Origin of the sequence: Mycobacterium sp. (assembly GCF_051006775.1) — a bacterium.
Taxonomy (GTDB): domain Bacteria; phylum Actinomycetota; class Actinomycetes; order Mycobacteriales; family Mycobacteriaceae; genus Mycobacterium.
In genome coordinates this window covers 1-22636 of record NZ_JBPCSX010000130.1, presented here as the reverse complement: position 1 = coordinate 22636, position 22636 = coordinate 1, and the positions used below count along the sequence as shown (strand labels likewise).

Below are 22636 nucleotides of genomic sequence, written 5' to 3'. Positions count from 1 at the left end.
TCGCGACTCACAACCTGCTGTACACCCGGGTTGGCGAGCATTCCGGGGATCAGGGCGCTGACGAAGGAGCCGAGTGCTGGGCGAACAGTGGGATTCGTGAGGACCGCGTTCGCGAAGCCGGCGACCGCGAACCCGGCGGCTGGCGCGAGTGACGGGAACAGGTCCGGCTGATCTGGATACGGGATTGGTTTTGCGGGGTTCGGATTCGTTCCAATCAGGAATCTGACGAAGTCGTTGTCGAGGGTGTTGGCCAATTTGGTCGGAACATCTTGGCCCGGGGCGCGCAGGAAGGCGCCGAAGGCAACCCCCGCCTGTGTGGCGACGATGCCGCCGATGGAGGAGAACAGTCCCGATACGGCGCCTCCGATGGTGGCACCGAGGGCAAGTGAGTAGGGGCTGTCGGTGCCGAGGATTCCCGTAGCGGCTTGCTGGCCGATGTAGTTCGCGAGGGTGGGAACTAGAAGCACTTTGATCGAGTCGGTAAACGCATTGCCCAAAGCAGTCTGGACGCCCTCGGTGCTGAAGAAGTTGATCAGCGCTTTCTGGCCCTGCTGGGGGTCGAACATTTTCAGGATCTCGTTGTTCGGGTTGCCGTTCTTCAGCGCGAGCAAGAAGTTTGAGGCTTTCACGAACGCAGTGGGAAAGTTCAGCGCCTTGAGAAACGGGACGAATTGGAGCGCGACATAGTTGGCCTGGCCCGATGGTCCGACAGGGTTCCCGAACGATTTTGAGACGAAGGTGGCTGCTGCGTTGCCGATGAGAATCGCAACGTTCTCCGGCAGCTTGGAGAATTTTTGCGTGACTGTTTGGGAGATGAAACTGAGCACGGTTGGTTGAGACGCCAGTTGCTGAACGGTGGCCGCCACCATGTCGTCGCTGAGGTCACCCATTAGTGCGTAAACGACGTTGAACCCGTACATGCCAACGGTGTTGGAAACAGATTCCGGACATCCGCTTTTGTCGCACTTGTCCTGATCGGTGACCGGAATATTGAAGGCATCCGCGAAGGCTTTGGAAATGTTGTTGACGATGGTGGGTCTGTAGGTATCCAATTCTTTGCACGTCAAGTAAGACGCCGTCTTGCACTTAGCTACGGGTTGAGGAAGGTCTGGGTACGGCTGGATCGTGGCGGCCGCCACTTCGGCAGCCGTTGCAGGATCAACCGGCTCACCTGTCGTCACCGTCGCCGCTGGCGCCACCTCAGGGGTCGCGGCAGCCGGATCCTGACGAGACGCCGCCACCGCGGCCCACGCCAGTGGGCTCGCCAGCGGAACATCCCCGCTGCCCCCGCCGAGGCCGGCGAGTGGATCGGTGGCGGTCACCGAGAGTGCATCGGGTTGGGCCGTCATCAGCGGAGGCTCGGCGACGGGCACCTGCGCCTGCGGGACCGCGGTGATCTCGGGCGTCAGGGCGGCCTGGGGAACGAGCGCGTCGACCGAGGCGCCGGAGATGAGATCCCCGATGAAGGACGTCAACGCCTGCTGCACCAGGTTTGTCATGCCACCGGGGGTGAGCAATGCGCCGATCAGATCCGCGGGGGACGGCCCGACGGCGACCGCGGGGGTGCCGCTGGTGTCCACCGGGGAGGCCTTGGCCACGGTGCCGGAGCGCTGGGCACCGGAACGCCGTCCCGCCGCCGGGGCCTGGGTACTCGTCGCTTCGGTGGCGGAGCCTCGACGGTTGCCGCCGCGGGTTCGGGTGGTGGCGGTGCTGGAATCCCCGCTCCGGGCCGAGTCCTGCCCGGCCCCGGTGGTGTTGTCCGTACCGGTGTCTGCAGCCGCGACGGCGCTACACCCGAGGATCGCAGTGCCGACGCCAAGCGCAACGGCCAGCGCACCGACCCGACCCACATAAATCCCGTGCATCCCACCCCTTGCCGCGAAACCCCGGGTGAACGCCCGGTGAAGACAAACGTCAACTAGGACGTCTATCACAACGGGCGGTCGGTTTTGAGGTTTTGCCGCGGCAGGGGTGGACCCACCCGGCCGGTCGCCGGACTAGCGGCCGGCCGTGATTGCGGCGACTCGCGCGCCGGCCGCAGTTCCGCACACCTGGCCCAGGTCGAATCCGGTGGCAATCCGCGCGGTTATCCGTTGTTTCAGATCACCCGAGGTGAGATGAGCCTCAAGGTTGTCTCCGGGGCAGTCGGTAACCGGGGTGACCTCTGTGTGGCTGGCCAGAGTGTTCACCCCGATCCCGAATTGTTGTGTTGCCCACGCGCAGATGAGAGCGGCGCCGTCCAGCTGTGCCTCGGTGACGGTCTCGGTGTTGAAGTCGCCTTCGCACAGCACCAGAAAGTGGCCGGTGGTGTCGTAGTCGGTGGCGGTGTCACCGGCGATCGCGGTGTCGCGTAGCGCGAAGATGTTGCCGTTGCGGTCGACGGCCGCGTGGTAGGCGATGTCCACCCAGCCCTTATCGTCCTGGTGGTAGCGCTGATGCTGTTGCAGCCGGGCGACGATGCCGCGGTTGTCGGGGAGCGCGACAGCGGAATGGTGAATCGTCATCCGGGTGATGGTGTGTGGCCGACCACCGGGCAGGGCAGGGCGGGCACCCCAGGATTCGCGGCACAGCATCGCTGCCGGGACAGCGGTCGATACCGGCGCGTCAAGGCTGTGAACGGACCCGGGTGGCGGATCAGCCGTGAACGCCAGGGTCGGCTGCGTCAGGACCGAAACGGCCTTGTTCGAACAACCGGTGGCCGCCAAGCCCACGGTGGCCGCCGCCGCGAGCAGCTTCCGCCGGCTGATGGCCGTCACATCACGATCAACCGGATGTTGCTCTCCGCACACGGTTGTCACCCTAGAGGCTCCATCGGGCCGCCGAGGAGTCGTCCGTAGGCTCAGGCCCATGTCAACACCGTCGACACCGTCAACACCGTTTGATGCCGTGACCTTTGCCCACGGACCGGCCATGAAGAACCGGTTCATGTTGTCCCCGCTGACCAATCAGCAGAGCAATCCTGACGGCACGCTCTCGGCTGATGAGGAGCGGTGGTTGACGATGCGGGCCGCCGGCGGCTTCGGCATGACGATGACGTGTGCGAGTCACGTCGACCCGCGCGGTCTGGGCTTCGCCGGGCAGCTCGGCTGCTTCAGCGACGATCATCTCCCGGGCCTCACCCGCCTTGCTACGGGGATTCGCGCGCAGGGAAGCGTGGCAGTCGTCCAGCTGCACCATGCTGGACGGCGCGCACCGGCCGAGCTGATCGGTACCGCCCCGGCCGCCCCCGCTGATGATGCCAAGACGGGGGCGCGAGCGATGACGACCGCCGAGGTGCACGATGTCGTCGAATCATTCATTGCCGCTGCCCTCAGGTGCGATGCCGCCGGATTCGACGGTGTCGAAATCCATGGCGCACACGACTATCTGATCTGTCAGTTCCTCAACGCCGAGTTCAACAATCGGACCGACGGATACGGCGGCAGTCGCGACGCGCGGTTCCGCATTCTCGACGAGATCATCGCGGGAATTCGCGCCCGGTGCCGTCCGGACTTCCAGCTGGGGGTGCGCCTATCGCCCGAGCGATTCGGCCTCGCCACCGCCGACGTCATCGATGTGTTCGAGCGGCTTGTCGCACTGGGGACGGTGGATTTCATCGACCTCTCACTCTGGGATGTGTTCAAGGAGGCGGTCGATCCTGAGTTCGCACCCCGGCCGCTGCTCGGTATCTTCACCGCTCTCGACCGCGGACCTGTGCGGCTTGCCGTCGCCGGTCACCTCTACTCGGGACCAGACGTGCTGCGCGCACTCGATCTTGGCGCCGACATCGTGGCGATCGGCCGGGCGGCGATCACCAACCATGACTTTCCGCTGCTGATGCAGGCTGATCCCGCGGTGGCCATGCGTGAGCTGCCGGTGCCGCGGGAGGTCCTCGTCGCCGAGGGACTCGGGCCGGCGTTTGTGGAGTACATGGCGAACTGGAAAGGGTTCGTCGGCGATTAGGCTGATGGAATAATACTGTTCCATTCTCAGCGGTGTTACGGTACCGTGCCATCCATGGATGAACTGGTGGGGGAAAACTTAGAGGCGATCGGCGCCGCGCTACGCGACGCCCGCGTGAATGCGATGCGGACTCAGAGCGAGATCGGGCAGCAGGCCGGAGTGTCTCGGCAGCTGGTCAGCCGGATCGAGCAGGGCTGCAATGGGGAGATCAGCGCCTACATCGCCGTCGCTGCCGCTCTGCAGTACCGATTGACGCTGATCAATCAGGACACTCGCATCGAAGCCGGACCCGCCGTCCTCGACTTCGTGTGACCGGGCCCCGGCCAGTCCGATTGAGCGGTAATCGCCAACCCCCGGTCGACCACAGCGCCCAGGCGATCAGCACCGGCTGGAAGAACAGCCGAACCAGTCGGGCGCGATCGCTGGTCAGTCCGAAGGCGTCCCGGTGATGCAGCCACTGGGCGATGTTTCCCGGGAACACCGCGACGAAGAAAATCGCCAGCATCAGGCCCACCACCGCGCGCCTGTTCCGGACCAGGAGCATCGCCAGGCCCAGTGCGATCTCGACCACTCCGGATGCCAGCACCGTGACATCCGGGGGCAGCGGCACGAATTCGGGCACCTGCGCCCGGAATTGCTCGCGGCCGAAGGTCAGATGGCCGATGCCCGCAAAGACCATGAACGCCCCGAGTGCGATCCGGCCCATCGTCTGGGCGATGCTCCCGGTCGATGTACTCACGAGGCTAGGTCAACAGTCCTTTGAGTGCCTCGCGGGTGTCGGTGATCTCATCGGGTGTGGCGCCGAATTCCACTGCGGCGAAGTCGGTGACGCCGATCCCGGCCAGCGCCCCGACTCGCTCCTGTACCTCGGCAGTACTGCCGATGATGGCGATATCGGCCGGGCCCGCCACACCTTCGCGGTCGAGCATCGCACGGTAACTCGGCAGCGCGCCGTAGGCCGCGAAGGTCTCGGCCGCACGAATCGCGGCCCCCTCCCGGTCGTTCGTCACGCATACCGGAAGGGCGGCGATCACGCGCGGCGCCGGGCGGCCGAACTCCTCGGCGGCCTTGGTGATGGTCGGGATGGTGTGGGCGGCAAGCGTCGCCGGGCCGGTGCACCAGGTCAGTGTGCCGTCGGCCATGGCCGCGGTCACCCGCAGCATCTGTTCGCCCAGAGCGGCCACCACCACGCTGAAGCCGTCCGATCCCTTGGCGCTGACGGCCGCGTGCACCGTGTACATCTCGCCCTCGAAGTTCGCCGGCTCGTTACGCGACAGCGGCATCAGGACGCTGAGGTACTCGCGCAGATGCCGGACCGGCTTGTCGTAGCTGAGGCCGAGCATGTTCTCGATGACGATCTTGTGGCTGAGTCCGATACCCAGGGTGAAGCGGCCCCCCGATGCGGCCGCTGCCGTATGAGCCTGCTGGGCGATCGCGTGGGGATGCCGCGGGAAGGTCGGCACCACCGAGGTGCCCAGTTCGATACGCGGCACCTTGGTGCCCACCACCGTCAGCGCGCCTATCGCGTCGTGGCCGAAGATGTTGGGCGCCCAGTATGCGGCGAAACCGTCCCGCTCGGCCGATGCGGCCTCGGCCACGATGTCGTCGAGCGTTCCGTCATTGACAGCACCACCGAAGATTCCGTACTTCATGGGTCCGACGCTACAGCCTTCGGCAGCTGTGAAACCCGGCGGTGAGAACATGGACCCATGACCGCAACGCTTGTCGCGAAGAACGTGGCCGGCGGGTTCGCTCATCGCACACTGTTCGAGAGTCTCGACGTGACCGTGGCACCGGGGGATGTCCTCGGAGTCGTCGGTGCCAATGGTGCGGGTAAGAGCACGCTGCTGCGGATCCTCGCCGGTGCCCTCGAGCCGCTGGAGGGTTCGGTCAGCGTCGCCCCTTCCGACGCGTTCGTCGGATGGCTGCCCCAGGAGCATGAGCGGGTGCCGGGGGAGACCGTCGCGGCCTATATCGCCCGCCGGACAGGATGCGCCGATGCGACACAAGCCATGGAGTCAGCGGCCGCCGCGCTGGCGGATCCGGATCAGGAGTCCGCAGACAGCGATACCGCCTACTCCACCGCGCTGGATCGCTGGCTGGCCGCCGGCGCTGCTGATCTCGACGAGCGGATGCCCGCGGTGCTGGCCGAGTTGGGCCTCGATACCGATGCCGTGCGGCCGGACTCGACGCTGATGACCGCGCTATCGGGCGGGCAGGCGGCGCGGGTGGGACTGGCGGCGCTGATGCTGTCCCGGTTCGACATCGTCCTGCTCGATGAGCCGACCAATGATCTCGACCTCGACGGTCTGGCCCAGTTGGAGCACTTCGTCCGTGATCTGCGCGGTGGTGTGGTGCTGGTCAGTCATGATCGGGAGTTCCTGGCTCGCAGCGTGACCCGCGTCCTGGAGTTGGATCTGGCCCAGAACACCACGACCGTCTTCGGCGGCGGGTACGACAGCTATCTCGAAGAGCGTGAAGTCGCCCGCCGACACCGGCGCGAACAATACGAGGAGTTCGCCGACAAGAAGGACGACCTGGTCTCACGCGCACGGGTTCAGCGGGAGTGGTCCAGCCAGGGTGTTCGCAACGCCATGCGCAAGAGCCCGGACAACGACAAGATCCGGCGACGCGCGGCCACCGAGTCCAGCGAGAAGCAGGCCCAGAAGGTGCGGCAGATGGAGAGCCGGATCGCGCGGCTGGAAGAAGTCGCGGAACCTCGCAAGGAGTGGGTGCTGGAGTTCACCATCGCCGCTGCGCCGCGGTCGAGTTCGGTTGTCGCCACCCTCGACAATGCTGTTGTGCACCAGGGAGATTTCGTTCTGGGTCCGGTGTCGATCCAAGTCGACGCCGGTGAGCGGATCGGTATCACCGGTCCTAACGGGGCGGGGAAATCCACCCTGCTGCGGCTGCTGCTGGGGCGCCGTGAGCCCGATGAAGGACGTGCGAGCCTGGGTGCCAGCATCGAGATCGGTGAGATCGACCAGGCCCGCGCGAATTTCACCGGAGCCGCGCGGCTCATCGATCGCTTCGAAGAGCTCGTGCCGACCTGGACCACCGCCGATGTGCGGACCCTGCTGGCGAAGTTCGGGCTGCGCGCCGACCATGTTGAACGTGCGGTCGACGACCTCTCTCCGGGCGAGCGAACCCGGGCCGGACTTGCGCTGCTGCAGGCGCGCGGGATCAACGTACTGGTGCTCGACGAACCGACGAACCATCTGGATCTGGCCGCGATCGAACAGCTGGAGAAGGCGCTGGAGTCCTATGACGGCGCCCTGCTGCTGGTGACCCACGATCGCCGGATGTTGCAGAACGTCCGGTTGGATCGCCGCTGGTTGGTCGACGGCGGTCGCGTCACCGAGTTGTAGCCGGTGTCAGCCCGCCGCACACCCGGGCAGGAACAGTGCGGCGGGGATGACGGCATCGGCGGGTGGGGTCGTTGTCGTCGGGTTGGTACCGCACACCGTCGCCTTGTCCCTGGGGATCCAGAATTGGCCCTCCTGTTCGAACACGAACGAGGTCGGGGCGCCCATGTTCGGATTGGCCTTACTGGAGAGCAGGCCCGCCGTCACCGCCCATCCGTCGGCGCAGTGCAGGTCGTCGACCGTATAGAGATTGTCCGCTCCCATGGCGTGGGCGGCGGCGGTTGCGGGTCCGGCGAGCGCGGCCGTGGTGCACTCTGTGACACCGCCGTCCACCGCGGTGGTCGACGACGCCATACCGCCGACCACCGGGGTGTTCGCGGAGCACGCGGTCACCGCGCATGCGGCCAGTAACGCCAGTCCAGTGCTGGTAAGGGCGGGCTGTTTCATGAATCCTCCTCGATGGCCCTGAACGGAAACCGATACCGACGATTATCCGGTCCGCGACTCATCCCAGAGAATTGCCGCCAGGGAGCCTGCGGCCAGCACCCCGATCGCCACCGCGAACGTGACCCCGGCGGTGCGCAACCCCCAGGCCTGAGCGGCGAAACCTGCACCGATGACCGGAAGTGCCACCGCGACGTAGGCCACCACGAAGTAGGTGGAACTGACCTCGGCGCGACGGGCGGGGGGTGCGAGCTCCACGATCGAAGCCAAGCCCCGGCTGAAGCTGATGCCCTGGCCGGCGCCCGAGACCACCGCTGCCGCAACCAACGCGGGCAGCGACGAGCACTGCAGGGCAGTCGCGAGAATCGCCATGCCTGCGATCAGGATCGCGCAACCGAGCGCGACAGCACGCCTCGGAGGCATCCTGGACGCCGCGAACTGTGCCACCGCCGATGCGATGAAGATCGACCCGGCCGTCAATCCGGCCAGCGCGTGATTGTTGACGCCGATGACCTCCGCGACGAACGCGGGCGCAACCGAGGTGAACAGCCCGGTGACGGCGAACCCGGCGAAGCCCGCCAGGGCGGCGATGACGAATGCCGGTCGCACCTGCGGCGGAACCGAAAGCCGTTGCAGCCGAGGCCTACCGGTGCGGCTCGAGGTTTCCGGCACCACCAGCACTGCGGCGGTGGCAAGCACCACCAGGACCAGATGCACCACGAAGCTCAGTCGCAGCGGTTCTGGTGCGTACTGCACGAGTGCCCCGGCCAGCAGCGGTCCGGTCCCCAGCCCGCCGATATTGGCGATGGTCGCGACCGCGGGTGCGCGGTCACGCCAGGACGGCGGCGCCGCCTCGATGATGGCGGCCGTGGCGGTCCCGGTGAACAACCCCGCCGACAGGCCCGACAGCAGTCGCCCGATGAGCAGTAGTGGCACCGAGTCCGCGATCAGAAAGACGCCCCCGCTGGCCAGCGCGCAGGCCGCGCCGGCCAGCAGGACGGGCCGACGGCCGATGGCATCGGACCAGCTGCCGAAGACCAGTAGCGCCAACAGCACGCCACCGGCATAGATCGCGAAGATCACCGTGGTGGTCACGACGGTGAAGTGCAGTTGATCGGAATACAGCGCATACATCGGCGCCGGCATGGTGGTGCCGATCATGATCGCGGCGAAGGAGTAAGCCAGCAGCGCGAAGCTGTAGCGGCGTGCGTTCATGATCACCAGTCTTGACCCACATCAGGCGCTCGCGCACAGATAATTGACAAACTGTCATTTCAGCAGCACGCTGAGCGTCATGGCACTCGCGACGGCGACCGTCACGAAGAGGGCGCGCACCCGTGATTCGCTGCTGGCGGCGTTGCAGGAGTTGTTGCTCGAATCCGATGCGTCGGCCATCTCGGTGCCGCAAGTAGTCGCCAGGTGCGGCGTTGCGCAGGGCACCTTCTACAACTACTTCGACGCACTACCCGATGCGATCGACGCCGTCGGCGCGCTTCTCCTCGCTGAGCACGCCCGAGTGCTCGAGCAGATCACGGCCGGCGCCGCCGACGACGCCGAGGTCGTCGCCCTTTCGGCCAGACAGACACTGATGCTGCTGGCATACCGGTCCGATATCGGTCGACTGCTGTTCGACTCGGGTTTGCCCGCCGACCGATTCGTCGCCGGCCTGCGCGCACACCTGCATGCCGATCTCCAACGGGGTATCGATTCCGGCGTGTTCGCCGTGGCAGATTTCGAGGTGGTCTGCACCGTCTATGCCGGGGTCATCCTGGGCGCCTGCCTCGACCTGTATCGCGGCCGGCTCCCCGCCTCCGCGATACCCGACGTCGTACAGCATCTGCTTCGTGTACTGGGAGTCGGTAAACCCAAGGCGTGGCGATTAGCAGGTGCACCAACGACGTTCGTGCAATGGCGTGCGCTCCCGCTATCGGCAATCGAGGAGATCTGATATGGCACCGACGACAACCTCACGCGGTCGTTCCCTCGGTCGCGACGACGTCGGTTACGAATCAGCCCGCCGGGACACGCTCTGGCGAACGAACATGCCCGATCGCTTTCCGGACCGGATAGTAGGCGCGAACTCCGTCGACGACGTGGTGGCCGCGGTGCGTGCGGCGAAGGCCGCCGGGCAGCGGGTGGGTGTGCGCTCCGGAGGGCATAGCTGGTCGGGTAACCACGTACGCGATGGCGGAGTGCTCATCGATGTGTCTCGCCTCCAGTCGTTCTCCATTGACAGGTCGGCGATGACCGCCACCGCCGAACCCGGAATGGGTGGCAGCGTTCTGCTCGCCGAGCTGATGAAGCGGGACCTGTTCTTCCCGGTGGGTCACTGTCGCGGGGTGTGTATCGGCGGCTACCTGCTTCAGGGCGGCTTCGGGTGGAATGGTCGGGCATTCGGACCCGCGTGCTCTAACGTCATCGCGATCGACTATGTCGATGCCGACGGCGAATTACGCCACGCCAGCGAGACCGAGAACGCCGATATGCTCTGGGCTGCAAGGGGTTCAGGTCCCGATTTTTTCGGGGTGGTGGTGAGATTCCACCTCCGGCTCTACCCCAAACCGGGATTCATCGGTTCGTCGCTCATCAAGTACCCGGTGGAACGCCTCGCTGACCTCGTCCGCTGGGTGGACCGGGTAGGCCCGAGCGTCCCACCCGAAGTGGAGATGCAGTTCGTCGTCTCGCGCAGCGCGTCGTTCCCGCGGCCCTTACGCCCACGCTCGGTCACATCGCCGGTGGTCATCGAGTTGGCCACCACCGTCATGGCCGAGTCCCGCTCGGCAGCCAAGGCGGCGATCGGCTATACGGCCGGCGCGCCGAAGGGGGCCAGGCTGCGAATACCCCTGTTGCCCATGTCCATGTCGCTGATGTACTCCGGCGTCATGCAGCACTACCCGAAGGCCAACTGGGAAGCTGACAATCTCTGGACCCATGCGAGCGCCGATGAGCTGTTACCGCATATTCAGCGCATCGCCGACACGATGCCGGCACCCCCCGCGCACTTTCTGTGGCTTAACTGGGCACCGACGACTGACCTGGCAGATATGGCGTACACGGTGGAGGACACAACCTATCTGGCCTTCTACGGCGGCTGGCTCGACGGTGGCGACGGCGCGGTAACAACGCGCTGGGCGCGGGACAACGCCACCGCCATGGAGTCGCTGTCGACCGGTGTGCAGTTCGCCGACGATCCCGGACGTCCCTCGCGCGGCATCTCCGAAGCGGCGCAGACGCGGCTTGACGCACTGCGCGCCAAGCACGACCCCGAAGGCCGCTTTCACCGCTGGATCGGAGCGGTATGAGGCCGCCGGCACCGAAGGTCATCGCGGGCCGCGGACTCGGTTGGTCGGCAAGCGATCTCGCCACCCTGCCGTATGCACGGTTCTGGAATCCCGAGATGGCTGATATCTCCGCCGACGCGCACCGGGCGGTGGCCAACAGTCCGATGGCCGAAGGTCTGTTTCCCGCGATGGCGCAGGGGATCGGTTCGATCGTCGATGCCGAGGTGCAGAGCGGCTTCACCGTCACCGCGGACGGCGCGATTCACGTCAACCTCGTCACAGAGATGCCTGATGTGACGCCGGCGATGATCGACTGGTGGTTCGGCTGGCACAGCGACAGTCCCGAGCGTTACAAGCTCTGGCATCCGCAGGCGCACGTGCACGCCCAATGGGCGCAGAAACCACCGTCCGGCGCTGTCGGCCGGAGCCGGTATGTCGGCTACACCTCGCAGGTCGACGAATACATCGGCAGCGCGATGATCCGCGGTGCCATTCAGTTCCGCCCGCCCGAGGAGTTGGGTCTGGTCGATGCCGCCGTGGCCGGCGGAGTGGCTGCCACCGCGGTATGTGCCCGCGTCGGGATGGTCGATCTACCCATCGACATCGGATACCTCGCCCACCACGTCGCCGCGGTGTCGGGCGGCAGTGTCATGCGGTCTCGGTTCTGGATGGGTGGCCGGTATGTCTCGGCGCGAGGCAAGGCTTCGCGAGTGATTTCTCCGGTGGCCCAACGTCTTGTCGGGCTCACCGAACTCGATGCCCGCGCGCTTCTGGTGCACTGCTCTCAGGAGATGACGCATCTGGCCTCGTTCCTGCCGGCTCTTTACGGCCAGGAGTCATGAGGAGCACGGACTACCATCGGTAGTTGTGAATATGAACATGCCCTGGCAACCACCACCCGCCGCGAAGCCCACTCGGCGATGGTTGCCCGCGGCGATCATCGGCGCGGCGCTCGTGATCGCGGCCGGTCTGGTGGCCGGGGCCTTCATTCTCAAGGATCGCAACGCCGGTGTGACCGCCGACGGGAGCACCTGCCAGTCATGGAAGCAGACCCGGCTGACCCTCCTCGCCGTCCCGTCCCTGCCGGCCAACTGGTCGTGGACCACCCCGGATATCGACAACGCGATCCGGTTGCAGAACGCCCCGGTCGGCAATGCCCTGGAACTCTTCGAGACCCAGATCGATCCGGAACCGGCCGACGTCGCAGCGGCAGCACGGAACTATGTGGCGGCGCGCCGTCAGCAGATGCAGACGCTCACCGACCACACCTACACCGGCCCGGACGGGGAAGCTGTCGACAACGCCCTGATCCAACTCGACAAACTCTGCGGTACCGGCGGCATCGGCTGACCAACCCGGAGACTACGAGCGGGCCGCCCGAACCTGATTCAGCAGGTTTTGGTTGTCGTAGATGCAGCGGTAGGCGTGCACCAGGCCGTCCTCGCCGATCTCCAGGCGATCGTCACCGTGGTATTCGACCACCTGATTGCTGCCGCTGAGCGTTCCGCGGAAATGCCAGGCGACGATCACCGCTCGGCGCGACACATTGGCGTACGTTCCCTGCGGCGTGAACTGGTAGTCGGGATAGTTCCGGACAATTCGCGTCACCAGACTGCGGATCGCCTCGCGGCCATGAATGGTGTCACCGAACAGTGGGTCGTCGAACACCAGATCCTCGGCGCACAGCGCGGCAACGGCGTCCGGGTCGTGGTCGTTCCACGCCCCTTCCCAGACTTCCGCGAAGTGCTCCACCGCAGCGGCGTCATCCACTGCGGGGTCGGTCAGGCGATTCGTACCCGTCACTACTTCGGGGGCATCCGGATGCCGCCGTCGACACGAACGACTTCGGCATTCATATAGGAGTTGGTGAGCAATTCGATGACCATCGAGGCCAGCTCCTCGGGCTTGCCGAGCCGGTGGGGGAAGAGCACCGATTCACCGAGCTTGGCCTTGAAGGCCTCCGATGCTTCGCCCTCGCCGTAGATCGGGGTGTCGATCAGACCGGGAGCGACGGTGTTGACCCGGATTCCCACCGCGGCCAGATCGCGGGCCACCGGCAGGGTCAGTCCGACCACGCCACCCTTGGACGACGAGTACGCCGCCTGTCCGATCTGCCCGTCGAATGCCGCGACGCTGGTCATGTTCACGATCGCGCCACGCTCACCGGTGGCCGTGGGGTCCAGCCGGCTCATCGCGGTGGCGGCCAGCCGAATGCAGTCGAAGGTGCCGACCAGGTTGATGGCGATGACCTTCCGGTAGGCGTCCAGGTTGTGCGCCGAGGCGAACTCGCCATCCTTGCCGATGGTGCGCTGCGCCCAGCCGATCCCGGCCGAGTTGACCAGGGCGCGCAGCGGGCCGAGGTCCATCGCGGTGTTGACCGCATCCTCGATCTGCTCGGTCTTGGTCACATCGACGGTGACGAACGCGCCGCCGATCTCATGGGCGAGCGCCTTGCCGCGCTCTTCCTGCAGGTCGGCGATGACCACGCGGGCTCCCAGATCGGCCAGCTGACGCGCGGCGGCCGCACCGATACCCGAGGCGCCGCCGGTGACGATTGCACTTGCTCCGTTCATATCCACGGCGATCACCCTACTGACGGACCGGGCCGCGGGAAAGTTTTCCCCCGGCTCTCCGACGGGTCGGCGATTACGCTGACGCCACGATGGCAGATAAGACGACCTCCGTTCGGCCCCGGCTTCTCGCGGTGGTCGTGGTCGGGTTGGCAGCGGTTATCGGCCTCGGCGTGGCGCACACACCACCGGATTCCCGCACCATCACCGGTCCGTACGCGGCACTGTTGTCGGCCTCGGCCGATCTGGGTCCGGCCCGTGGTGAGCACGTGCAGCTGACTGCGGCATTGCGCGACGGCGCGGCCCCGGCCCGGTTGACGGAATGGGCGCGCCAGCACGGTCTGGCCGTCCGGTGGCGAACGCCAGACCGCTGGGCGGTGATCGACGGCGCAGCCCACGAGATGGGTGCGGCATTCGATGTCGACGTCCGCGACTACCGGACCCGCCGGGGCCGGCTGTTCTACGCATCGCCGCAACAGCCGCAGGTCCCCGCCGCGGTGAGCCGTGAGGTGACCGGCCTGGGGCGAATCCTGAGTTACACGCCGTTCCACGACGCCCAGCGCTGGATGTTCCCGTTGGACGTGCCCGACCAGGGCCTCTCGCCGGACGCCCTGCTGCGCACCTACGACATCGAACCGCTGCGAAAGGCCGGCTTCACCGGCAAGGGACAGACGGTGGTGGTGTTCGCCTTCGACGGCGTCGACCAACCCGACCTCGACATGTTCACGTCGATGTTCGGGCTGCCCCCGTTGATTCCGGAGATCGTCGGCGGCATGGCGTCTCAGCGAAGCGGCGAGGCGACCATGGATTTGGAGGCCGTGCACGCGGTCGCTCCCGACGCCAAAAAGGTGCTCGTCAATGCTCGGCCCACAGTCGAGGGCGCCGGTGCCTACGAGAAGATCGCGGCGATGCTCGAGGATGCCGACCGGCGCTATCCCGGCGCGGTATGGAGCTTCTCGATCGGCTGGGGCTGCGACAAACTGATCACCGCCGCCGATCTGGAACCGGTTCGCGGAGCGCTGGTTTCGGCGCACAAGCACGGAACAACCGCCTTCAACGCCAGCGGCGACCTTGCCGGTCTGGAGTGCCAGGGCGGAGAGGACTGGTCGACGCCACCGGGACCCGATGAGGTCGGACTGGATGCGGTGGCGTCACTGCCCGAGATGACCGATGTCGGTGGTACCAGCTTGTCGACGGATGCCGAGGGCAACTGGCTCGCCGAGCAGGCCTGGTACGACGTGCCCATCCTGCACGGCACCGGCGGCGGCGTCTCATCGTTGTTCGAACGCCCCCAGTGGCAGGAGCAACTTGATGTGGGCAAAGGAGCCGGTCGCCGTCTGACACCGGATGTCTCTGCGGTTGCCGACCCCGAGACCGGCGTCAAATTCGTTTTCCAGCAATCCAGTTACGCCGCCGGCGGTACATCACTGTCCGCGCCACTGTGGGCCGGGATGGCGGCGGTGCTCAACCAGTACCTCGGGGAGAACGGCGGGCGTCCGCTCGGCGATCTCAACCCGCTGCTCTACGAGGTTGCCCGAGGGGCCCGGCTGCCCGCGTTCCGGGCGGTCACCCAGGGTGCGAACGCGGTGGACCGAGCAGCGCCGGGCTATGACCTGGTGACCGGTCTTGGAACGCCGCGTCTGGAGAATCTCGCGAAAAACCTTCTGGCTGTTCAGAAGACGTGGCGCGGGGTCAACTGATGGCATTTCGCATCGCGCCCAACGAATCGCTGTTCCGGCCGTCATTGGCGAGTTCGCTTCTCCCGCAGCTGTCAGCCGCCGCCCGCCGCCCCTTCACATGGGGTCTGGTGACGATCGTGGTGGTAATGGCGGCCCTGGTCGAGTTTTACCATCCCAGGGCCATCATCACGGTGGCCGCCCTCGGCCTGCCGCTGCTGCTGATGATCTGCTGGGGCCGGGCCGGGGTGTTTCGGGAACTTCCGCGGTGGGCCACCGCGACCGTCGTCGTACTGTCGATCGGACTGGCCGTCGGATGGGTGCTCGCAACCGGTGACCTGATCACCACCATGGCCGAATCACCATTCGACGCCGGCACCACGGGACGCCGGGTGCTGCGCGACGGTCTGGGAATCTTCGGCGGCGGCTCCGTTCTGATGCTGGTGCCCGCGATCATCGTCCGGCTGATGTGGAGATCCCGCCGGAACGTGCTCGACGGCTTCACACTTGGTGCATTGTCGGCGGTGCTCTTCACGGCCGCGGCCACCCTGACCAGACTCGCGCCCCAGTTGGCCGTACGGCCTGCCAACTGGGACAACCACGTCCGATGGCTTCTCGCCGAGACCGTTGTTCGGGGACTGACGGTCCCGGCGGCGGCGGCATGTGTGGGTGGCCTGATCGGATGTGCGCTGTGGCTCGACCCACCCGCCGGGAAGTCCCGGCACGCGGCCGTGCTGTCACTGGCGGGCATCGGTCTCGCGGTACTGGGCCTCTACGCCACGGCAGGATGGGCCGACGCCGAGGGGGCCCCACAATCAGTCGTCCTGACGTGGCATGTCGCCATGGCAGTGCTCTCGGTGATCGGTCTGCGCCTGGGTCTGCAACTGGCGCTGCCGGAAGGGTATCGACAAGTGCCGGCCGCGCCGGCCCCGAGCGGATCGACATGGCGGGTCACGGTGGTCTGGTTGGCCGCGATGACAGCGTGCACGGGTCTGTTCGCCGGGGTGCCGTCGCTGACCGTCAAGCCGCCGCCGCGATTCAACTGCCCGCCGGACTGCGGCAGCCCTCCCAAAGGTGTTCCGGTTTCGATCAACCCGCGGTTCACCGCGGCAGACGGATCGTTCTCGGTGGCCTATCCCGCGGCGGGAACCGCCTATGACATCAGGATCGACGGCGGGGGGGTCACCGCGACGTTCATCCGCGGTGACGGCGGCAAGATGCGGCTGACCTCCCAACCGGCGAATGGGCGCACGCCGAAGGACGTGGCGCGCGCATTCGTCACCGCGACGTACCCCAGCGCCAGGGCGGCGTTCGAACTCCCCAACGCCATGGTCGGTTTCGTGCCCGGTTACGGCGAGGTGCTCGACGTCTTCCCGCCGGAATTCGGGGCCGGTGGCACGCGGATGAGATTGGTGGTCGTCGTCGCGGTCAAGAATGATCTCGCCCTGATCGCCGGGGCGGTGGGCCCCTTCCACGAGTTCGGTCCGACATTCGGACCCGGACGGCCATCGCCGACAAATGTCCAGATCGCCGAGGACATGGGCCGCTACGTCAACAGCTTCCGATGGCGCGGTGATCCGCTGGGGTGAGAGCTGGGCCGACAGGGGGAGCGACCACCGGACTTACGCAGGGGGGGTAGCGCAAGTACCCGGTGGCCGCCCGGGAACTGAGTCTGGCACGCCGGACATCGTTCTCGGGTGTTACCGGTCAGTAGTCCCGCCGCCGGGATGGCTCAGGACTTACCGCAGGTACAGCCGGGACCGCAGCCGCACTTGGGCCCGCAGGTGCAGTCCGGGTTGCCGCAGCCGCTGCCCGTGCCGCAGCTGCACTCCGGACCGCAGGTACAGGGATCGCAGGTACAGGCGGGGTTCTCGCATTTGGTACTCATAACCCAATATTAGGCCGAAGTCGGGCACCGGTCTGGGATCGTCCTTGTATGCGGCCCAGTGTCCTGGGAAACTCTCAACCGGGGGTACCCGTCACACCCGAGGAGATCGCGTGTTCGATCTGAAGATCGTTGGCGGCACTGTCGTCGACGGAACCGGCGCCCCCCGGTACACCGCGGACGTCGCCGTCTCAGGCGGCAGGATCGTCGAGGTGCGGCGGCGCAGCCCGGCCGACCCGCCACTGGAGGGCGCGGCAGCCGAGACGATTGACGCGACCGGCAAAATCGTCGCACCCGGCTTCGTCGACATTCACACCCACTATGACGGTCAGGTGAGTTGGGACGACGTCCTGGAGCCCTCGTCCAACCAAGGTGTCACGACGGTGATCTCCGGCAACTGCGGCGTGGGGTTCGCCCCGGTCCGGCCGGGCAGCGAACAGTGGCTCATCGAACTGATGGAGGGTGTCGAGGACATTCCGGGAACGGCCCTCTCCGAGGGGATCACCTGGGGCTGGGAGAGTTACGCCGAGTATCTCGACGTGATCTCTCGCCGCGAACTCGCCGTCGACTACGGCAGCCAGATCGCGCACGGAACGGTGCGGGCCTACGCGATGGGGGAGCGCGGAGCCCGTAACGAACCCGCCACCGCCGAGGACATCGCACAGATGAGCCGGATCGTGCAGGAGGCCGTCGAGGCCGGCGCACTGGGATTCTCGTCCTCGCGCACGCTGGCGCACCGGGCCATGGATGGCGAGCCGGTGCCCGGAACCTTCGCCGCCGAGGACGAGCTCTTCGCCCTCGGTCGGGCGCTGGCCGCCGGCGGCGGTGCGGTCTTCGAACTCGCCCCTCAGGGGGCCGCGGGCGAAGATATCGTCGCGCCGAAGACCGAACTGGAGTGGATGCGCCGGCTGGGCGAGGAGATCGACTGCGCGCTGAGCTTCGCGCTGATCCAGGTCGATGCCGACCCGAATCTCTGGCGTGAACAGCTGGATCTCTCGGCGGCCGCGCACCAGGCGGGAAGCCGGCTGTACCCGCAGGTCGCGGCTCGGCCGTTCGGCATGCTGCTGGGCTTTCCAGGGCACCACGCGTTCACCCACCGGCCGACCTACCGCCGGCTGAAGGCCGAGTGCGATCGCGAGGAACTCGCCGCGCGGCTGGCCCAGCCCGCCGTCAGGGCGGCGATTCTGGCCGAAGACGATCTGCCGATGGATCCCACCGTGCTCTTCGACGGCATGTTCGCCTTCGCGCAGTATGCGATCGACCGGTTGTTCGTTCTCGGTGATACGCCCGACTACGAGCCGACCGACGAGCGCACGGTGGCCGCGATCGCGCGCCGGCGCGGCGAGGATCCACTGACCACCATGTACGACCTGATGCTGGAGTCCAATGCCGGCAACATGTTGATGCTGCCGCTGTTCAACTACGCCGACCGCAACCACGACGCGATCCGGGAGATGATGACCCACCCGGCCGGCGTGCTGGGCCTCAGCGATGGCGGCGCGCACTGCAGCATGATCTGCGACGCGTCCTACCCGACATTCCTGCTGACACACTGGGCCCGCGATCGGCACCGCGGGGAGAAGCTGCCACTGGAGTTCGTGGTGCGCAAGCAGTCCCATGACACCGCACAGCTTTTCGGGCTTTCTGATCGCGGTGTGATCGAGGTGGGCAAGAAAGCCGATATCAACGTGATCGACATGGATGCCCTCACCTTGCACGCTCCCCGGATGGCGTACGACCTGCCCGCCGGCGGTAAGCGTTTGGTCCAGGGCGCCTCGGGTTACTCCGCGACAATCGTCAGCGGTGTGGTGACCCGCCGTGACGGGGTTGACACCGGCGCCCGGCCGGGCCGGCTGGTCCGCGGGGCACGTTGAGGATGCCCCGTTTCGACGGTGTGACGATGGTGGTGACCGGTGCCGCATCCGGGATCGGGTTGGCCACCGCGCGGCGACTGCTCGACGACGGCGCCACGGTGGTGGGGTGCGATCTTGCACCCGCCGACGAACTCGCCGGCGCCGACCGGTTCATCTTCGTCACCGCCGACGTGACCGACGAGGCCGCGGTGGCGCGAGTGTTCGACGCGGCCCCGGGCCGGCTTGCCGGTGTGGTGCATTCGGCCGGGGTGGCCGGGGGCGGCCCCGTGCACATGCTGGACGCGATGGAGTGGACCCGGGTCATCAACATCAACCTGACCGCGACGTTCCTGGTGGCAAGGGCCGCCGTTGCCCGCATGCTCGGCCAGGACCGGATCGCCGGCGAGCGCGGCTCGATCGTCACCCTGGCCAGTGTCGAAGGGCTCGAAGGCACGGCCGGGGGCAGCGCGTACAACGCCGCCAAAGGCGGCGTGGTGCTGCTGACCAAGAACATCGCACTGGACTACGGACCGAGTGGAATCCGTTGTAATGCAATCTGTCCCGGATTCATCGAGACCCCGATGCTCGATCTGGTGCTGTCGGCCCCGGAGATGGCAGAGGTCAGGGCCGGGGTGATCCATGAGCACGCATTGCGCCGACTCGGCCGGTCCGATGAGATCGCTGCCGCCGCGGCGTTCCTGCTGTCGCCGGATGCGTCGTTCGTGACGGGGCAGGCACTGGCGGTCGACGGCGGTTACACCGCCGGACGTGACCACGGAGTGACTGAGATGTTGGGACTGGGATGATGGGATTGTCTGGGACCGCGGGTATCGGTATGAAGGAGGCACGATGACAGCAAGTGTGGTGGGCCGCGACGTGATCGGCCTGGCCCGCGGACTGCGGACCGTTGTCGGCGCGGAGGCTGCGGAGTCGGAGCGGCTGCGCACCATGTCGCCTCCGATCGTGGAGGCGCTGTGGGCCAGTGGGCTGATGACGGCCTTCAACCCGCGCGAGGCCGGCGGTGTCGAACCGAGTTTCACCGAGATGATCGAGACCTGGATCGAGATGGCTTGGCAGGACGGCTCTTTCGGATGGATCGGCATCGCCAACTTCCCGTCTACGTTCGCTGCGGCCTGTTATCTGCCGGAGGCCGGCTTCGCCGAGGTGTTCGCCGATAACGACAATCACGTCACCATGGGAGGTCAGTTCGCCCCGCTCGGCATGGGCGCTGTCGTCGATGGTGGCTATCGACTGACCGGTTCATGGAGTTTCGGTTCCGGTACCGGGCATTCGCAGTACGTCGCGGCCGGTTTCATGCCGGCCGAGGACGGGATGCCACGGATGATGGACAACGGCATGCCGGTGATGATGGTCGCACTGGTGCCCCGCGATCAGGTCACCTTCACCGACGGTTGGCACGTCCAGGGGCTCAAGGGCACGGGTTCCTACGACTACACCGTCACCGATGTCTTCGTGCCCGCGCACCGGACCTTCGAACTGTTCGCCCGGGAACCGGTGCGGGGTGCCTCGCCCGCGGCCAGGATGGGCCTGATGGCCGTCACCGCCGCCGGTCACGCGGCGTGGGCGCTGGGGGTGGCCAAGAGCATGCTCGACGATGTACAGGAACTGGCCGCCACGAAGTTCCGGATGAGCGATATGGCTTCGCTGGCCAGTCGTCCCACCTTCCAGAAGGATCTGGCCCACCACGTCTCGGCGTGGCGGGCGGCGCGTCTGCTGCTGCTCGACGTCTTCGCCGAGGCGGAGAACGCGGCTGCCGGGGATGGACTGACGCCGACCAACCGGGCCGACCTGCGGGCCGCTGCGGTCTACGCGACCGACGTCGCGCGAGAGGCCGCGCAGTGGGCCCACCTGTCGGCGGGAACCACCGCCATTCGGGAGGGTTCGCGGATGGAGCGCGCCTTCCGTGATCTCTACACCGGCACCCAGCACGCCTTCATCAGCGAGAAGGTGGCGATGGACGCCGCCACGGTGTGGCTGGGACTGGTTGAGGACCAGTTCGCGCTGTAGACCGTGGCCGGGTGGCGATCGCAACGCGATGCAGCCGACGCGCTAGGTCAGGAACTCGACCTTGCCGGTGTCCAGATCGTAGAAGGCGCCGGTGATCTTCAGCTGTCCGCCGGCCAGGCGATCTTTGAGAATCGGGCTGATCCGCAGGGCGTCGACGCCACGGTGCACGACCTCCTTCGCGGCGGCGTTGATCACCGCGTCGCCGGTTACGCCCCGGGCCTGCACGGCCATGACGGCCGGCAGGATCGGGTCGACCACGGCGCCGATCCGGCCCGGCGCCCTCGTTTGGCCGGACCGCAGTGCTGTGACAGCTGCGGTGACCGCACCACAGCGGGTATGGCCCAGGACCACCAGCAGGGGAACGCCGAACTCTTCGACGCCGAACTCCAGTGAACCGATCGCGGCGTCATCGGCGATCGCGCCGGCGATCCGGGCGTCGAAGAGATCACCGAGTCCGCGGTCGAAGACCAGTTCCGGCGGCACCCGCGAGTCGACGCACCCCAGCACCCCGACGAATGGTTGCTGTCCCTTCGAGACGGCCACCAGTCGGGCCGAGCTGAGATTGGTGTCGTTGTGTCGCAGCTCGACAAAACGGGCATTGCCCTCGATGAGCTTGGCCATCGCCTGATCCGGAGTCAGATCCGCGGTCGGGTCGGTGAGGCCCTGTTCGCCGTGTATCGGCGTGGCGGGCGAGCACCCGGCGGCGGTGAGCGCGCCCATGCCGACCAGTGCTGCGCCACCGAGGAAATGGCGGCGAGTGGGTGTGGACATCAGCGCCCTTCCTGCCGGTGTTGCCGACCATCTCGGCGGATTCAGAGTTTAATGACCGGGTGATCGGAGTCATCGGGGGCAGCGGCTTTTACACCTTCTTCGGCCCGGACGCCCAGAGCCGCACGATCACCACACCGTACGGTTCGCCGAGTGGTCCGATCACCGTCGGCCGGGTCGGCGTCCATGAGGTGGCGTTCCTGCCCCGGCATGGGCTCAACCACGAGTTCTCGCCGCACACCGTTCCGTATCGCGCCAACATGTGGGCGCTGAGGTCCCTCGGCGTGCGTCGGGTGCTGGCGCCGTGCGCGGTGGGCAGTCTGACCGCTGAGCTGCCGCCCGGGGCGATCGTGGTGCCCGACCAACTTGTGGACCGCACCCGCGACCGCGGGGACACCTACTTCGACTCCGGCGGCATCCACGTCGAGTTCGCCGACCCGTACTGCCCGGATCTGCGGGCCAACGCCGTCAGTCACCCCGGTGTGGTCGACGGTGGCACCATGGTGGTCATCCAGGGTCCGCGATTCTCCACCCGGGCGGAGAGCCAATGGTTTGTCCGGCAAGGCTTCACCCTGGTGAACATGACCGGCTACCCCGAGGCGGTGCTGGCCCGGGAGCTCGAAATGTGCTATGCCACAATTGCTTTGGTGACCGACCTGGATGCCGGGATCGACGTCGGGGCCGGAGTGCGGGCGGCCGACGTGTTCGCGGAGTTCGAGAAGAACCTGGTGCCGTTCAAGAAGCTGGTGCACGAGGCCATCGAGAGCGTGGCGCCGGACCGCACGTGCACCCATTGCCTTGCCCACACGGGCGTCACCCTGCCG

The 22636-nt window shown here is 66.7% G+C and carries 23 protein-coding genes and 1 pseudogene; 14 read left to right on the top strand and 10 right to left on the bottom strand.

Annotation, left to right across the window (positions count from 1 at the left end; genetic code table 11):
• A pseudogene (locus ACR2JI_RS09170) lies at positions 1 to 1580 on the bottom strand (hypothetical protein); the annotation flags it as partial.
• Between ACR2JI_RS09170 and ACR2JI_RS09165 the strand changes: the two are divergent.
• Positions 1573 to 1854 (top strand): hypothetical protein, encoded by a 282-nt coding sequence (locus ACR2JI_RS09165; RefSeq protein WP_526389768.1) that lies wholly within the window; start codon positions 1573 to 1575, stop codon positions 1852 to 1854. The pseudogene ACR2JI_RS09170 and the gene ACR2JI_RS09165 overlap by 8 nt on opposite strands.
• 143 nt (positions 1855 to 1997) lie before the next feature.
• Here ACR2JI_RS09165 and ACR2JI_RS09160 read toward each other — a convergent pair whose 3' ends face one another.
• On the bottom strand, positions 1998 to 2789 hold the full coding sequence (locus ACR2JI_RS09160; RefSeq protein ID WP_526389767.1) for a peptidoglycan recognition protein family protein: 792 nt from the start codon (positions 2787 to 2789) through the stop codon (positions 1998 to 2000).
• A gap of 58 nt (positions 2790 to 2847) precedes the next feature.
• Between ACR2JI_RS09160 and ACR2JI_RS09155 the strand changes: the two genes are divergently transcribed.
• Together ACR2JI_RS09155 and ACR2JI_RS09150 are read left to right on the top strand one after the other, a co-directional pair.
• Positions 2848 to 3942, top strand: a complete 1095-nt coding sequence (locus ACR2JI_RS09155; RefSeq protein WP_526389766.1) for an NADH:flavin oxidoreductase — start codon at positions 2848 to 2850, stop codon at positions 3940 to 3942.
• Between the two features lie 54 nt (positions 3943 to 3996).
• A complete protein-coding gene (locus ACR2JI_RS09150; RefSeq protein ID WP_526389765.1) occupies positions 3997 to 4254 on the top strand; it encodes a helix-turn-helix transcriptional regulator in 258 nt (85 codons plus the stop codon).
• On the opposite strand, the gene ACR2JI_RS09145 is transcribed toward ACR2JI_RS09150, so the two are convergent.
• On the bottom strand, positions 4202 to 4681 hold the full coding sequence (locus ACR2JI_RS09145) for a DoxX-related protein (RefSeq protein ID WP_526389764.1): 480 nt from the start codon (positions 4679 to 4681) through the stop codon (positions 4202 to 4204). The two genes, ACR2JI_RS09150 and ACR2JI_RS09145, sit on opposite strands and share 53 nt — an antisense overlap.
• A gap of 4 nt (positions 4682 to 4685) precedes the next feature.
• The gene (locus ACR2JI_RS09140) at positions 4686 to 5594 is read right to left on the bottom strand and encodes a TIGR03564 family F420-dependent LLM class oxidoreductase (RefSeq protein ID WP_526389763.1); all 909 of its coding nucleotides are present in this window, start codon (positions 5592 to 5594) and stop codon (positions 4686 to 4688) included.
• A 57-nt stretch (positions 5595 to 5651) separates the two neighbouring features.
• On the opposite strand from ACR2JI_RS09140, the gene abc-f reads away from it, so the two are divergent.
• Complete coding sequence (abc-f, locus tag ACR2JI_RS09135) at positions 5652 to 7310, top strand: ribosomal protection-like ABC-F family protein (protein ID WP_526389762.1); 1659 nt, start codon at positions 5652 to 5654, stop codon at positions 7308 to 7310.
• Between the two features lie 6 nt (positions 7311 to 7316).
• On the opposite strand, the gene ACR2JI_RS09130 is transcribed toward abc-f, so the two are convergent.
• Both ACR2JI_RS09130 and ACR2JI_RS09125 read right to left on the bottom strand, forming a co-directional pair.
• The gene (locus ACR2JI_RS09130; protein ID WP_526389761.1) at positions 7317 to 7754 is read right to left on the bottom strand and encodes a hypothetical protein; all 438 of its coding nucleotides are present in this window, start codon (positions 7752 to 7754) and stop codon (positions 7317 to 7319) included.
• 42 nt (positions 7755 to 7796) lie between these two features.
• Positions 7797 to 8966: an MFS transporter gene (locus tag ACR2JI_RS09125; RefSeq protein ID WP_526389760.1), complete on the bottom strand. Its 1170-nt coding sequence runs from the start codon at positions 8964 to 8966 to the stop codon at positions 7797 to 7799.
• Positions 8967 to 9045: 79 nt separating this feature from the next.
• Between ACR2JI_RS09125 and ACR2JI_RS09120 the strand changes: the two genes are divergently transcribed.
• The 4 genes from ACR2JI_RS09120 to ACR2JI_RS09105 are packed head-to-tail and all read left to right on the top strand — an operon-like array spanning position 9046 to position 12382.
• Positions 9046 to 9699 (top strand): TetR/AcrR family transcriptional regulator, encoded by a 654-nt coding sequence (locus ACR2JI_RS09120; RefSeq protein WP_526389759.1) that lies wholly within the window; start codon positions 9046 to 9048, stop codon positions 9697 to 9699.
• Position 9700: 1 nt separating this feature from the next.
• Positions 9701 to 11053, top strand: coding sequence for an FAD-binding oxidoreductase (locus ACR2JI_RS09115; RefSeq protein WP_526389758.1), 1353 nt, complete (start codon positions 9701 to 9703; stop codon positions 11051 to 11053).
• A complete protein-coding gene (locus tag ACR2JI_RS09110; RefSeq protein ID WP_526389757.1) occupies positions 11050 to 11874 on the top strand; it encodes a DAPG hydrolase family protein in 825 nt (274 codons plus the stop codon). Before ACR2JI_RS09115 ends, ACR2JI_RS09110 begins: the two co-directional genes overlap by 4 nt.
• A 25-nt stretch (positions 11875 to 11899) precedes the next feature.
• Positions 11900 to 12382, top strand: a complete 483-nt coding sequence (locus tag ACR2JI_RS09105; RefSeq protein WP_526389756.1) for a hypothetical protein — start codon at positions 11900 to 11902, stop codon at positions 12380 to 12382.
• A 12-nt stretch (positions 12383 to 12394) separates the two neighbouring features.
• Here ACR2JI_RS09105 and ACR2JI_RS09100 read toward each other — a convergent pair whose 3' ends face one another.
• Both ACR2JI_RS09100 and ACR2JI_RS09095 read right to left on the bottom strand, forming a co-directional pair.
• Positions 12395 to 12835: a nuclear transport factor 2 family protein gene (locus tag ACR2JI_RS09100; RefSeq protein WP_526389755.1), complete on the bottom strand. Its 441-nt coding sequence runs from the start codon at positions 12833 to 12835 to the stop codon at positions 12395 to 12397.
• Complete coding sequence (locus ACR2JI_RS09095) at positions 12835 to 13611, bottom strand: SDR family NAD(P)-dependent oxidoreductase (protein ID WP_526389754.1); 777 nt, start codon at positions 13609 to 13611, stop codon at positions 12835 to 12837. Before ACR2JI_RS09095 ends, ACR2JI_RS09100 begins: the two co-directional genes overlap by 1 nt.
• An 83-nt stretch (positions 13612 to 13694) precedes the next feature.
• Between ACR2JI_RS09095 and ACR2JI_RS09090 the strand changes: the two genes are divergently transcribed.
• Both ACR2JI_RS09090 and ACR2JI_RS09085 read left to right on the top strand, forming a co-directional pair.
• Entirely contained in the window at positions 13695 to 15302 is a 1608-nt protein-coding gene (locus ACR2JI_RS09090; protein WP_526389753.1) for a S53 family peptidase, read from the top strand.
• Positions 15302 to 16867, top strand: coding sequence for a zinc ribbon domain-containing protein (locus ACR2JI_RS09085; protein ID WP_526389752.1), 1566 nt, complete (start codon positions 15302 to 15304; stop codon positions 16865 to 16867). The genes ACR2JI_RS09090 and ACR2JI_RS09085 overlap by 1 nt, the downstream gene beginning before the upstream one ends.
• 150 nt (positions 16868 to 17017) lie before the next feature.
• Here ACR2JI_RS09085 and ACR2JI_RS09080 read toward each other — a convergent pair whose 3' ends face one another.
• Positions 17018 to 17155, bottom strand: a complete 138-nt coding sequence (locus tag ACR2JI_RS09080; protein WP_526389751.1) for a hypothetical protein — start codon at positions 17153 to 17155, stop codon at positions 17018 to 17020.
• Positions 17156 to 17276: 121 nt separating this feature from the next.
• On the opposite strand from ACR2JI_RS09080, the gene ACR2JI_RS09075 reads away from it, so the two are divergent.
• From ACR2JI_RS09075 to ACR2JI_RS09065, 3 genes are read left to right on the top strand one after another with little or no spacing between them, the layout of a single operon-like run.
• On the top strand, positions 17277 to 19037 hold the full coding sequence (locus ACR2JI_RS09075; RefSeq protein ID WP_526389750.1) for an N-acyl-D-amino-acid deacylase family protein: 1761 nt from the start codon (positions 17277 to 17279) through the stop codon (positions 19035 to 19037).
• A 2-nt stretch (positions 19038 to 19039) separates the two neighbouring features.
• On the top strand, positions 19040 to 19822 hold the full coding sequence (locus tag ACR2JI_RS09070) for an SDR family NAD(P)-dependent oxidoreductase (RefSeq protein WP_526389749.1): 783 nt from the start codon (positions 19040 to 19042) through the stop codon (positions 19820 to 19822).
• 43 nt (positions 19823 to 19865) lie between these two features.
• A complete protein-coding gene (locus tag ACR2JI_RS09065) occupies positions 19866 to 21044 on the top strand; it encodes an acyl-CoA dehydrogenase family protein (protein ID WP_526389748.1) in 1179 nt (392 codons plus the stop codon).
• 42 nt (positions 21045 to 21086) lie between these two features.
• Here ACR2JI_RS09065 and ACR2JI_RS09060 read toward each other — a convergent pair whose 3' ends face one another.
• The gene (locus ACR2JI_RS09060; RefSeq protein ID WP_526389747.1) at positions 21087 to 21815 is read right to left on the bottom strand and encodes a carbonic anhydrase; all 729 of its coding nucleotides are present in this window, start codon (positions 21813 to 21815) and stop codon (positions 21087 to 21089) included.
• 59 nt (positions 21816 to 21874) lie between these two features.
• On the opposite strand from ACR2JI_RS09060, the gene ACR2JI_RS09055 reads away from it, so the two are divergent.
• Positions 21875 to 22636 (top strand): S-methyl-5'-thioadenosine phosphorylase (locus tag ACR2JI_RS09055; RefSeq protein ID WP_526389746.1); only part of this gene is annotated, 762 nt, incomplete at its 3' end.

What these genes read in the sequence shown, in the direction of transcription:
- ACR2JI_RS09085 (WP_526389752.1), top strand. Translation starts at nt 15,302, where the DNA reads ATGGCATTTCGCATCGCGCCCAACGAATCGCTGTTCCGGCCGTCATTG.
- ACR2JI_RS09060 (WP_526389747.1), bottom strand. Translation starts at nt 21,815, where the DNA reads ATGTCCACACCCACTCGCCGCCATTTCCTCGGTGGCGCAGCACTGGTC.
- ACR2JI_RS09140 (WP_526389763.1), bottom strand. Translation starts at nt 5,594, where the DNA reads ATGAAGTACGGAATCTTCGGTGGTGCTGTCAATGACGGAACGCTCGAC.
- ACR2JI_RS09065 (WP_526389748.1), top strand. Translation starts at nt 19,866, where the DNA reads ATGACAGCAAGTGTGGTGGGCCGCGACGTGATCGGCCTGGCCCGCGGA.
- ACR2JI_RS09070 (WP_526389749.1), top strand. Translation starts at nt 19,040, where the DNA reads ATGCCCCGTTTCGACGGTGTGACGATGGTGGTGACCGGTGCCGCATCC.
- ACR2JI_RS09155 (WP_526389766.1), top strand. Translation starts at nt 2,848, where the DNA reads ATGTCAACACCGTCGACACCGTCAACACCGTTTGATGCCGTGACCTTT.
- ACR2JI_RS09130 (WP_526389761.1), bottom strand. Translation starts at nt 7,754, where the DNA reads ATGAAACAGCCCGCCCTTACCAGCACTGGACTGGCGTTACTGGCCGCA.
- ACR2JI_RS09080 (WP_526389751.1), bottom strand. Translation starts at nt 17,155, where the DNA reads ATGCGAGAACCCCGCCTGTACCTGCGATCCCTGTACCTGCGGTCCGGA.
- ACR2JI_RS09115 (WP_526389758.1), top strand. Translation starts at nt 9,701, where the DNA reads ATGGCACCGACGACAACCTCACGCGGTCGTTCCCTCGGTCGCGACGAC.
- abc-f (WP_526389762.1), top strand. Translation starts at nt 5,652, where the DNA reads ATGACCGCAACGCTTGTCGCGAAGAACGTGGCCGGCGGGTTCGCTCAT.
- ACR2JI_RS09125 (WP_526389760.1), bottom strand. Translation starts at nt 8,966, where the DNA reads ATGAACGCACGCCGCTACAGCTTCGCGCTGCTGGCTTACTCCTTCGCC.
- ACR2JI_RS09120 (WP_526389759.1), top strand. Translation starts at nt 9,046, where the DNA reads ATGGCACTCGCGACGGCGACCGTCACGAAGAGGGCGCGCACCCGTGAT.
- ACR2JI_RS09150 (WP_526389765.1), top strand. Translation starts at nt 3,997, where the DNA reads ATGGATGAACTGGTGGGGGAAAACTTAGAGGCGATCGGCGCCGCGCTA.
- ACR2JI_RS09090 (WP_526389753.1), top strand. Translation starts at nt 13,695, where the DNA reads ATGGCAGATAAGACGACCTCCGTTCGGCCCCGGCTTCTCGCGGTGGTC.
- ACR2JI_RS09110 (WP_526389757.1), top strand. Translation starts at nt 11,050, where the DNA reads ATGAGGCCGCCGGCACCGAAGGTCATCGCGGGCCGCGGACTCGGTTGG.